The sequence below is a fragment of the Paraburkholderia sp. EG287B genome, from assembly GCF_040965595.1.
Lineage (GTDB): Bacteria > Pseudomonadota > Gammaproteobacteria > Burkholderiales > Burkholderiaceae > Paraburkholderia.
In genome coordinates, this window is the sequence record NZ_JBFRCG010000052.1 from 1 (window position 1) to 10,769 (window position 10,769).

The 10,769-nt window shown below is 59.4% G+C and carries 7 protein-coding genes and 8 pseudogenes; 7 read left to right on the forward strand and 8 right to left on the reverse strand.

Annotated elements, in window-relative coordinates; genetic code table 11:
- Positions 1 to 428: 428 nt before the first annotated feature.
- Positions 429 to 1,448 carry an IS110 family transposase gene (locus AB4Y40_RS42280; RefSeq protein WP_368692930.1) on the reverse strand — a complete coding sequence of 340 codons (1,020 nt, stop codon included), beginning with the start codon at positions 1,446 to 1,448 and terminating at the stop codon, positions 429 to 431.
- Between the two features lie 211 nt (positions 1,449 to 1,659).
- On the reverse strand, positions 1,660 to 2,661 hold the full coding sequence (locus AB4Y40_RS42285) for a hypothetical protein (RefSeq protein ID WP_368692931.1): 1,002 nt from the start codon (positions 2,659 to 2,661) through the stop codon (positions 1,660 to 1,662).
- 756 nt (positions 2,662 to 3,417) lie between these two features.
- Here AB4Y40_RS42285 and AB4Y40_RS42290 point away from each other — a divergent pair.
- From AB4Y40_RS42290 to AB4Y40_RS42305, 4 genes and pseudogenes are all read left to right on the forward strand, one after another.
- A pseudogene (locus AB4Y40_RS42290) lies at positions 3,418 to 3,576 on the forward strand (IS630 family transposase); the annotation flags it as partial.
- Positions 3,573 to 3,791: pseudogene (locus tag AB4Y40_RS42295) on the forward strand (DUF6429 family protein); the annotation flags it as partial. The pseudogenes AB4Y40_RS42290 and AB4Y40_RS42295, both read left to right, overlap by 4 nt.
- Before the next feature lie 699 nt (positions 3,792 to 4,490).
- A complete protein-coding gene (locus tag AB4Y40_RS42300; RefSeq protein ID WP_368692932.1) occupies positions 4,491 to 4,763 on the forward strand; it encodes a hypothetical protein in 273 nt (90 codons plus the stop codon).
- A gap of 354 nt (positions 4,764 to 5,117) precedes the next feature.
- A pseudogene (locus AB4Y40_RS42305) lies at positions 5,118 to 5,678 on the forward strand (IS5 family transposase); the annotation flags it as partial.
- Between the two features lie 34 nt (positions 5,679 to 5,712).
- On the opposite strand, the pseudogene AB4Y40_RS42310 reads toward AB4Y40_RS42305, so the two are convergent.
- A pseudogene (locus tag AB4Y40_RS42310) lies at positions 5,713 to 6,108 on the reverse strand (DDE-type integrase/transposase/recombinase); the annotation flags it as partial.
- Here AB4Y40_RS42310 and AB4Y40_RS42315 point away from each other — a divergent pair.
- Positions 6,024 to 6,776, forward strand: coding sequence for a GNAT family N-acetyltransferase (locus tag AB4Y40_RS42315; RefSeq protein WP_368692933.1), 753 nt, complete (start codon positions 6,024 to 6,026; stop codon positions 6,774 to 6,776). The pseudogene AB4Y40_RS42310 and the gene AB4Y40_RS42315 sit on opposite strands and share 85 nt — an antisense overlap.
- On the opposite strand, the pseudogene AB4Y40_RS42320 reads toward AB4Y40_RS42315, so the two are convergent.
- The 5 genes and pseudogenes from AB4Y40_RS42320 to AB4Y40_RS42340 form a co-directional block, all read right to left on the reverse strand.
- Positions 6,764 to 7,075: pseudogene (locus AB4Y40_RS42320) on the reverse strand (class I SAM-dependent methyltransferase); the annotation flags it as partial. The gene AB4Y40_RS42315 and the pseudogene AB4Y40_RS42320 sit on opposite strands and share 13 nt — an antisense overlap.
- 31 nt (positions 7,076 to 7,106) lie before the next feature.
- Positions 7,107 to 7,475, reverse strand: a pseudogene (locus AB4Y40_RS42325) (DDE-type integrase/transposase/recombinase); the annotation flags it as partial.
- Between the two features lie 56 nt (positions 7,476 to 7,531).
- Positions 7,532 to 8,055, reverse strand: a pseudogene (locus tag AB4Y40_RS42330) (IS6 family transposase); the annotation flags it as partial.
- A gap of 51 nt (positions 8,056 to 8,106) precedes the next feature.
- Positions 8,107 to 8,766, reverse strand: coding sequence for an IS5 family transposase (locus AB4Y40_RS42335; RefSeq protein WP_368692934.1), 660 nt, complete (start codon positions 8,764 to 8,766; stop codon positions 8,107 to 8,109).
- Positions 8,730 to 8,918 (reverse strand): annotated as a pseudogene (locus tag AB4Y40_RS42340) (transposase); the annotation flags it as partial. The pseudogene AB4Y40_RS42340 and the gene AB4Y40_RS42335, both read right to left, overlap by 37 nt.
- Before the next feature lie 248 nt (positions 8,919 to 9,166).
- Between AB4Y40_RS42340 and AB4Y40_RS42345 the strand changes: the two are divergent.
- A complete protein-coding gene (locus tag AB4Y40_RS42345) occupies positions 9,167 to 10,126 on the forward strand; it encodes a tyrosine-type recombinase/integrase (RefSeq protein ID WP_368692935.1) in 960 nt (319 codons plus the stop codon).
- A 4-nt stretch (positions 10,127 to 10,130) separates the two neighbouring features.
- Positions 10,131 to 10,694, forward strand: coding sequence for a hypothetical protein (locus tag AB4Y40_RS42350; RefSeq protein ID WP_368692936.1), 564 nt, complete (start codon positions 10,131 to 10,133; stop codon positions 10,692 to 10,694).
- The last annotated feature ends 75 nt before the right edge of the window (positions 10,695 to 10,769 follow it).

Consider the following 10,769-nt stretch of genomic DNA (forward strand, 5'->3'; position numbering starts at 1 on the left):
GAGGCGAACCTGTTGGTCGGTGATGCGGGTTCCAGACATGTGCTGACCGCTTCTTCTTTAAGAATCGATCAGCCATCCTATTGCCCCGCCGACGCGGCGCCGCCGGTGGTTCGTCGTCTCCGGCGGCCAAAACAAACGTCAACGACCGGCCAACATAATTTATATGAACGCCCCCGATGCGCCAGTTTTTCTTGCGTGTTGATTCGACAGGATGGGTTGCAGCTTTATATGCGGCCTCGTTGCAGCCTCATACGCTGCGGGCCCCGATGAAATCCGCTGACTCGCCCCTCATTTGTCGCACGAGCTGAACACTTGAATTATGTTTCAGGTTCAGCGAGTCACGGTCCGACCAGTCTTGTCATCACGCTCGATTGCCAACGCAACCTTTCGACGTCATTCCTCCAAGCTTTACTCTATTGCTCGATCTATCAAGCTGACTCTGCTGTTGCATGAGCTGGATCGTACTGCCTGTCATGCGCGAGGATTGCCCAGATTGTTCGGGCCATCTTGTTCGCCAGCGCTACGGTGACCACGTTTGACGGACGTCGCTTCTGCAATTCCTCAGCCCACGGACCCACGTGCTTCCCGTGATAGAGCACACTTCGCGCGCCATGGATCAGCAGTGTACGTACGTATGTGTCGCCGCGCCGGCTGATACCCAGTAGCTGGATTTTCCCGCCCGTGCCAATCTGTTTGGGGACCAGGCCGAGCCACGCGGCAAATTCCCGCCCTGACCTGAACGCCTTCGCGTCGCCCATGGTGGCAACGGTGGCCGTTGCTGTCAGCAGCCCCACACCGGGAATCGCGGCAATTGCCTTGCAAGCTCTGTCTTCCTTCATCCAGGCCTGCAGGCGCCGTTCGATATCAGCGATCTGCCTGTCGAGCCGCTCAAGATCGCTCCATAGCTCGCGTAGTGAATCGATCAGCATCGCCGGCAGTCTCTCGGACAGCCTTGCCAGCACGCCGGGAATCGCCTTGTCCAGCGCAGCACGACTCTTTGCCATCACCTCGCCGTATTCTGTGAGCAAGCCTCGCAGGCTGTTCATCTGCATGGTGCGAAACTTGATTCGCTGTTGCCGCAACCGGTGCAGCGCCAGCACGGCCTGCTGGGCCTCTGTCTTCACGGCGACGGGCTTGCTGGGCATCTGCGTGGCCATCCAGATCGCACGAGCGTCAGCGGGATCACTCTTGTTGCCGATATTGAACGCCTTGACGAACTTCGCTGGCATCAGCTTGACCTGATGGCCCATTTCCGTCAGTCGCCTGGCCCAGTGTTGCGAACCGCCACAGGCCTCCATGCCGATCAGGCAGGGCTCGCGATTCGCAAAATGCTCAAGGAACGCGGCCCGCTTCACTTGCTTGTTCACAATCTCACCCGTGCTGGCGTCCACCCAGTGAAGCTGGAAGACGTTCTTCGCGATGTCCACCCCGACCGTCGTATACTTCATTTGGACCCTCCGGTTTGCCTGTGAAGACCTCGATGATCTTCCATCTGGGCACTTTGATGCCGTCGGCCCGCGAGGGTCCGCCTCCTCTCAGCGTCTCCCACCAGGTAGGTGGGGGCGTTCATTCCATTTGTCGCCCCCCACAGGGGGCGGATCATCCCGTACGAGCGTTGAAGGGCCAGTAATGGGCGTGGAGCAAAGGGGATGACTCAGCTCAAGGAAGGTTGTCGCCAACCGGGAAACCGGGAAGAGCTTTGGATCTTCCGCGTCGCTTTGCCATCGCGAGGTGGCATGGGAATGGCTGGGACGAGCCGTGTAAATGGAGACGTTTACGCACGGTTCTGTGGGCGGCTGGTGGTGAAATTCCACCGGCCGACCCGGCTGCTGAATGAGCCGAGAGGCTCACGTTCGGATGTGCGAGAGACTCGGGGTGCAACTCCCCGGGTCTACTCACCTCCCAATGCATTCTTATCCCAACGAACACGAAACCGGCACTTCTGGCCGAATTAACGCCCGCCGCGATCATCTGATTGTTGGCAGTCACGGCTTCAAAGTCGATTGATGTGCCCGCCCCCAGTGGGCATGACGTGTCTTCGAATGTCACTGTGCCATCGAGCACTTTTTTCCCCGAAGCGCGGGGCTTCAATGATCCGCTGAACGTACACGACCCGCTTGCCCCGGTGAAACTGCCATCGCCGGCAACTGTCATGGTCGTAGGGGCGGCACTTCCCGCCACTGTTGCCGCCCACGTTCCGGCGACTTCGGACACGGATGGCGACGTATCGTAGGCGGAATTGTACGTTGCGTCGAATTTCTGAGTCTGAGTGGCTTCCTTTACCACAGCGATGAGCTTCTGTTTGGCCGCGACCATACCCTTAATCTTGGCCGGCACCGCTGACGCCCCAACGGCGAGGTTCAAGTCGATTGCCGAATGGTCGGAGATTGAGGGGCCGTCGACCGCGAACGTTCCCTCGATCATTCCTTCGACTGAATTGTTGAATGAGTACGCAGCAAAGTACTGCCCTGTCTCCAGCACAAGCATTGCGATCGTGCGGCCACTGCTCGACTTGCCTAGCCAGAAGCCTTGTGGATCTGCATCGGACGTTCCTTGTGGATCTGCAACGGACGTTACATCGCTGCCATCACCACCACCGCATGCAGTCAGGAACGATGCAGCGACAATGCATATAGCTTTTTTCGCATTCATTTTGATCATGACTGATATCCCGGAATTAAATTCAGTGTTACCGTCCCAGGTCAGCGGGTGGAATCGTGCAGTTAGAAGGGTTCCCTTGCGTGACCAGACTTGTTTCAGGCCAACATGGCAACGCGCTCGTGTGGTATCTGCCTGCCTTCATACCAACCTGACGACAGTGTCGTGCATCAGGCTTTCCGCTCAGACATCCTTGTTCCTGCCGAGCAAGGCTGCCTATTCAGGATCCTCTATCAGCTTTGCGTTGACCTGCTGCATCTTGTCGAGGCTGTCCGTATAGATCAATCACACCGATTTCCACGCGCGGCGGATGCGGACGCAACGCGATCATGCCGGTGAGCCGGCCGCTTGCGCGGTCTTCCAGAACTCAGCGGATCAGCGTGCCGTTTAGCCAGCCTTGCGCGGACTCCTCGATGAACGCGAGCGTTTCGTCGATCTGCGTATGACACCTGAAATGGAGGTGGCGCGTGGTCGGCGTTGTCAAGGGCGGTCGAGTAAGATGGCCATATGACCAAGAACAAATCGCTTTATCATGGCCATCGGTTTCCTTGAGTTGGTACATCGCATTCGCAAAGGCCAATTCGGCCTCGCAAAGCTCGGCCTCAAAGATACCACTGCGCCCGCAGTCTGGGAGGCCGTCCTGTCTGCTTGATGAGGTATCCTCTAGATAACAACAATCTCGTACAGACCGCCTATTTGCACCAGAGCCATGCCAGGTAACTATGGCACACACAAATCGGCCTCGATCAAAGCCTGGTTCGCTCGACACGTCAACTCGAAGACGCGATCCGTCAATACCTGGACATCTACAACGCCTATCCACAACCGTTTTCCTGGAGCAAGTCGGCTGATGAAATTCTGGCCAGTCTCGAACGGTTTTGTATGCGGGTTCGGACGGCCGCGGGCGAAGCATCGTGAACATCAACACCGACGCAATTGATGAAGTCGCCCTGGCACTTCTCTACCTGACCCTGCATGATCGATACCGCGCATGGAAGGGTTTCGACTGGGATGTGCTGAACCGACTCTACGAACGGGGTTTCATCGAAGACCCGGCCAACAGGACGAAGTCTTTGATCTTTACCGAAGAAGGACTGCGCGAGTCCGAGCGGCTCTTTAATCAGCATTTCGTCACTCCAGAAAGACCGGGAATCAGCGGGCGGCGCGCTCCATCCCCGCGGCTTCCGATGCGGCAAGCTGACTTTCGCCGTCCATAGCCTTTTGTAGAAGCTGACGGCTGTTTTGCGACACATCCAGCGCCATCTGGCATAGCTGGAATAGCTGCGACATCTGATCGTTGTGCGACTGGAAATCCTGAGGCGACATTTGCGGCGGACCTTCCGGCATGCCGGAAGGCGAATGTGCGGGAGGCGGCTGACGGCTGGCGGACCGCGCACGCCGCGACGGTCCACCCGCCGTCAGGCCGTCGAGCACGCCAGAGTTCTGACTTGCCGTGGGCGCGCCGGAGGGCCGCCGGAGCGGGGATTGTGGCTCGTGCTCGGCGGCGTCGGTGTCAATAGGTGCAGCAGGGCCAATATGATAGTAACCAGGAAGTGTCATGTGCGTTCCTTAAAGCGTGGACGGTCCAGCGTGCAAGCGGCGCGCCCCCGGATTTTGAAAACAGTGAAGCCCGGTCTGACGACGCTAGCATGCGCCACGGGCGCAACGCCCGAAAATGCGAAGATGTTTCGTCACGAGCGAAGAAGAACACACGCTTCCCAGTTCCATCGAACGATTCGCGTTGGCGTTTAAGGGTTTAAGCAGCCGTCCTCGTGCTTCGCACGTGGCGCGCCGCCTTCGCGTCCGGCACGTGCGCATTTTTACGGATGCCTATGATCATCCCTGTGGTCGGTGCTTCTTCACCGGCCCCGGTCAACGCAGCAAACAGCCAACCAACGCAACTTTTCTCATCGGAGGCTCCTATGGCAATGGGCGTTCAAATAGGCGCAATGGCGGCAATGGAAGCCCAGATGGAAGCGCAGCAAATGGCAGCGATGCACTTCCAGATGGTCGAGCAGAAGTGCAACTTCGAGAACGGCATCACGAACGCCGAAGCGCAGTTCTCCAACGGGCTGTCGGACTCGCTCAAGTCAGCGGCAAAGTAACCGACTGATTGCTACGCCGCGCGCCGGCCGCCTGTTGCGGGGCAGCGTGCGGGTCCCCTGTCAGCGTCCTCGATCTCACGCCGCTGGCCGGGCTCCGGCATCCAGCGGTGCTGGCCGGGTTGCATTGGTACCGGCTTCGCTTTCAAGTCTTGTGCTCGCGGATGATACCGGACGTGCAACGAAATTGGACGATGCACTGTCGTCTGGAGAAGTGCCATGTCGGTCATGGTTGATTCCGGTCGAACACGGCGGACGGCCGCAGCGCTGGCGATGGCGATGGCGACGACATCAGGCCGTACGGCGTTGTCACGTAGCGTGTTAGGCACTTACGGCCAAACCTGGTAACCTGGCGGGATGAGCAAACGCCGCCCCTACCCGACGGATGTATCGGACAAAAAATGGCACTTCACTGCGCCGTATCTGACTTTGATGCGCAAAGACGCGCCGTAGCGTCGATACGAATTGCGCGAGATTTTCAACGCGCTTCGCTGGATCGTGCGTGCAGGTGCGCCATGGCGTCTGTTGCCCAACGACTTTCCGCCATGGGAGATGGTCTACCAGCAAACACAACGTTGGATTCAGGCGGGTTGCTTCGAGGCCATGGTCAGCGACCTGCGCTCGATCGTACGGGTCGTTCAAGGCCGCAAGGGGCAGCCCAGCGCAGTGGTTCTCGATGGCCGCACGCTGCAGTCGACGTGCGAGAGCGGGCCGCGAGCCGACTATGACGGTTATAAGCGCAAACAACGTAGCAAAGTCCATATGGCCGTCGATACCCTGGGGCAGTTGCTTGCTGTGCATGTGACGCCCGCCAATGAACAGGAGAGTGCACAGGTCGGCGAACTTGCGCGTCAGGTTCAGCAGGCCACGGGCCAGACGGTTAAGCTCGCGTTTGCCGATCAGGGATATACCGGCGAGGGCCCCCACAAGCCGCGTTTGAAGAGGGAATTGAGATTTCGGCCTTCGCGGCCGGATAGCTGCGCAACTGATCGATGACAATCCTTCGTGGCGCGTTGGCACAGGCGGCCAGCACGCGGTTGAAGAAGCGCTTTGCTGCGGCCTTATCGCGATGTTTCTGCAGCAGGATGTCGAGTTCGGCGCCGTGCTGGTCGACTGCCCGCCAGAGCAGATAAGGTTCACCGCGCAACGTAACGAAGACTTCGTCCAGATGCCATATGCGCCCAGGCTTGCGGCGGGCAGCTTTGACGCGATCTGCGAAGCCCGCGCCGAATTTGAAATACCACCGAACCGCGAGACTAAGGATTGCTGCCGGGAACCGGTGGCCGCGATAAAGCGATTTCTTTTCTTCATCGTGACACCTTACGTGACTACCTCGCCAACGTGACAGTGCCACAGGAGGTTTCCATGGAGTTAAAGCCGTTCGATACCATGAGCGCGTACGGCCTGATTGCCAGGCCGCTCACGCCAGACGACTGTCCGACACTCTTCGAACAGATGTTCAGCGACAACGAAACCATGCTCGATCTCGTGATCCCGAGGCATACTGACGCCTGGGCCACGCACGCATACATCACGGAATCCATGACGGGCTGGCAATACAGCTTGCGATACCGCTACGGCCTGTTCGGCGAGGACGACGGCGCGCTGACGGCTATCGTGGAACTCACGCCCCGGTTGCCGCAAGTCGAACTCGGCGTGATGATCAGCCGACAAGGCGGCAGCCGCAAGCGTCGCAAATTCATCCTTGCCCTGCGCGTCATTCTCGACTGGCTGATTACGCAGCCCGGGGTGTATCGGGTGTTCGCATGCTGTGCGGTGGACGGCCGCGCGCACAGCAGCATGGAGCGGCTCGGTTTTTGCCGCGAGGGGACGATGATCAATTACGAAGCACGTCCGAACCGCGGACTTGTTGCAGGCGACAGTTATTTGTACGCCATGACGCGGCCCGTGGCGCAGGGTGGCGGACCGGGAGAGGCGCGCGCCCGCGGCATGTGCGACCACCACAACATGCCGAACGCGCCGTCGAACCGGGCGGGCACTTCGCCGAGCCGATAAGCGTTCGCGCGCTCAAAACGGACGTGATCTTCTTGTGCAAGCTGCCGCCGGGCACGCCCGAGCGACGCTGCGTCGTAATCCACAGCATATAGCGAGCGCGCCGCCCCCGAGATTGCGCGGGTCCAGTAGCCAGTGCCGCACGCAATTTCGAGCACATCCAGGCCACTTAGCGCGTTGACCAGATGCTGCTTGAGCGGCGCCAGGCCGGCTTCGACCAGCACGGTGCCATACCCCACGGAGGCGTCGTATCCCGGGGCGCGGGCCTCATAGTACCGGGCATGTTCCTTTGCGTTCGACATGAGAGCGCCGTCGGCTCTAGAGGATACCTCATCAAGCAGACAGGACGGCCTCCCAGACTGCGGGCGCAGTGGTATCTTTGAGGCCGAGCTTTGCGAGGCCGAATTGGCCCTTGCGAATGCGATGTACCAGCTCAATACCAGAGAGCGTGATCGCTGCGTTCCTGAAACGTTTGAAGCCGAGCATGACTTTCGTTCGGGACTTGATGTTGCGGTGGTCCTGCTCGACCAGATTATTGAGATATTTCGAGGATCGGATCTTCGTGTCCTCAGGCAGCGAGCCATCGGCCTTCATCTCGCGCACGACGCGGTGCGAGGCCGCATAGCCGTCAAGCGTGATGCTCTTCGGTGGCTGGTCCTGATGTCTGATGGCCTTCCTGAAAAAGGCTTTTGCCGCCTCCACGGGTTCTGTCGCGGTAAGGCGATTTGGGCGAACGATAACGATATGATGAGGATTACTTACATCGCCAGCGAGTAGAATTGCCGGGCGGCCGATGGTCTGAGTTTGCCTGCGCCTTCCATCTGCCCCGTGGCGATCATATGCATGAGTTCAATGCCGCTCAACAAGATGCGGGCACAACGAAATTCCTTGAATCCCAAGATGGGTCAGGTACGGCGCTTGATCGCCCGATGGTCTTGTTCCACGATATTGTTGAGATACTTGGCCTGGCGGATCTTGATGGGCGTCTCACGCTCGGTGTTCACGGCGCGCAGCCCGGCCAGATTGGCACCACTCTTGTCGTTGGTTACCGTTTCGGGCGCGCCATTCTGATCGATGGCCTTCTCGAATTACCGTCGGGCCGCCTCTTTGACCCGCTTCGCTCGCAGCAGGAAGTCAACCGTGTTGCCGGCCTTGTCGACGGCGCGGGAGAGAACTTCCATGCACCCCGGACCTTCACATAGGTTTCGTCCATCCGCCAGCTCTTGCCGACCGGGCGCTTGCAGCGGCGGAACGCCTTTTCAAGCATCGGCAGAAGCTTGATAGGGGGCGAACAAGGTAAGCACTTATGCCCTGCAGCGCATAAGAGACCGTTTCAAAAAGACTGCTCGGCACGTCTGAAGATGTTCCAGCAGACGAGCGAGCAACCAAGTTTAAGGAATGCCTCGTGAATGTCGGCTCGACGCTCAAAGCGAATGCGAAGACGACGAAAATTGTGCAGCCATGCGTGAGTCCGCTCGACCACCCAGCGGAATTTGCCGAGTCCGCTACCGTGTTCCGTACGGCGCCTGGCGATCACCGGTTCGATACCGCGCGCACGAAGCCGCTCACGATGCGGCTCGGAGTCGTAGCCGCGATCTGCGTAGATGACCTTGGGCTTGCGAAGCGGTCGGCCGCGTACGCCGCGAATGGGCGGGATCGCGTCAATGAGCGGCAGCAACTGGGTAACGTCGTTACGATTCGCGCCAGTCAGGATTGCACTGATGGGCACGCCGTTGGCGTCGACGAGGATGTGATGCTTCGAACCTGGTCGCGAGCGATCGGTGGGGTTCGGGCCAGTTTTTCGCCCGCCCCAACGGCTCGCACCGAGGATGAATCGACCGCTGCCCGTGAGAAATCGAGTTCGCCGGCCTCGCGTAACTTGGCGAGCAGCAACTCGTGCAACGCGCTCCACACGCCGGCCTTTTGCCAGTCGCGCAAACGCCTCCAGCAGGTCGGCCCCGATCCGAATCCCAGCTTGGTTGAAAGGTCGCACCAGCGTATTCCGGTCTTGAATACGAACAGGATCAGCGCAGCCCGGTCTGAAATCGGAAGCCGCCCCGGGTATTTCTTGCGACGCGGCTTCGGCGGCGGTAGCAAAGGTTCGATCAATGCCCACAGTTCGTCATCAATGATCGGTGCGCCCATCCCCTTGGTTCCAGTTGTTCAGACGACCAAGGTTAACAGCTTGCCGAAAAGGTTAACAGCCCCCTTGGGGTCTTTTTGAAATGGTCTCTAAGTGCTTTTAGACACAGTTCCTGGTTATCAGCGGTTCTTCGATGTCGGTAGCCGAAGACGCCCAATCAGCAACGAGCAGCGGCGCGCAGTGCCGGAAGCGACTTCGCATAAAAGAGCAAGCTTTACCGATCGGCCATCGTGGCCGGTTGGAGAAGCTGATGTCAACATTACACTGTGCTGTCAGGCCGCGAAGGACCGCCACGTCGCCACGGCTCGTCGAATTACCCGCCGAACTTGATCGCTGGGTCAATGAGTTCGATGGCCACCTGTCGCAAGTCGCCGGTCTCGCGACGGCCACGCGTCGTCAATACTGCTTTTTCGTTCGCAGATTTCTTGCCCAATATCGCGACGTGGTTGTTCCGGAACGATGCGTATTGCGCGCGGAATGGCTCACGGATTTCGCTCGCCAGGAGGCTACCCGGCTTCACGGCCACAGTCGGAATAAGCCGGGAACATCTCTTCGGTCATGGCTTCGGTATCTCGTATTTTATGGGGTAATGGACGCTGGGATGGAGGCCGCGATCCCCTCAATGCCCCAATGGCGGTATGCGTCGCTTCCCGTTCGGCTGACTGCCGACGAAACCGAACGTGTGATCAATGCGTCGCGGGACGGCGGTTCTCACGAGTTGCGCAACCGAGCTATCCTGCTGCTACTGGCGAGGTTGGGATTGCGTGCCTGCGAAGCCAGGCATCTGACGCTCGATGACATCGACTGGGACGACGGTTCTGTACGCATCGCACCGGGGAAGAATCACCGCGAGCGGCGAGTACCGCTGCCGCACGACGTCGGTGACGCATTGTTAGTCTACCTGCGTGATGAACGACCGGCCTGTTCCTGCCGTGAGGTGTTCCTGAGCACGAGGAAACCCTACGGGCCGATTCGCGATTCGTCGCTGGTATCGGGCACCGTTCGGCAGGCAATGAAGCGTTGCGGGATCAATAGCATACCCGCAGCGGCGCATGCCCTTCGCCACTCCGCAGCTACGCGGATGGTCTGTCGGGGTGCGAGTTTCAAGGACGTCGCCGATGTGCTCATGCATCAATCAAGACCACCGGGATTTACGCAAAGCTCGACGTCGCAGCGCTTGCCCACGTGGCCTTGCCGTGGCCGGGAGTGACATCATGAACGGGCATCTTGAACTGCGTGACCATCTCGCTGCTTACCTGGCCGTCCGGGAAGCCCTGGGATTCAAGGATGCCGCGCGAACGAGGATGCTGAACAATTTCGTCGAATATGTGACCGGAGTAAACGGCAGATGGCCGATTGATGCTCGACTTGCGCTTGACTGGGCATGTGGTCCATCATCCGTCCGCAGCCCCGGCGGGCAGGCTTGCCGCCTCTCAACGGCTAGACGGTTTCTCTGCTATCTGAAGGCCAGCATTCCCGAGACACAGATCCCCGATAGTGGGCTGCTCGCTCGACCGCGGCGGCGACGGCCCTATATCTTTACGCAGGAAGAGATCGTTCGAATCCTGGATGCCGCTTCGGCGATGCGGCCACAGCGTACGCTGCGCCCCCACGTCTACGCATCGATGATTGGCCTGTTGGCCAGTACGGGCATGCGCGCGGGCGAAGTCATCCGATTGAGGATCGACGACGTTCTGCTGGAAGCTGATCCGCCATGTGTAACGATCGTATGCGATCCACGAACGACGCCCCTCAGAGTAAGGTGGCGGAGCGCGTGAGGTGTGGTAGTGATGCGGGTCAGCGGAGGTCGGCCGGCATTTTCCAGGGAAGCAACGCGTCGTAGTCGTCGACGG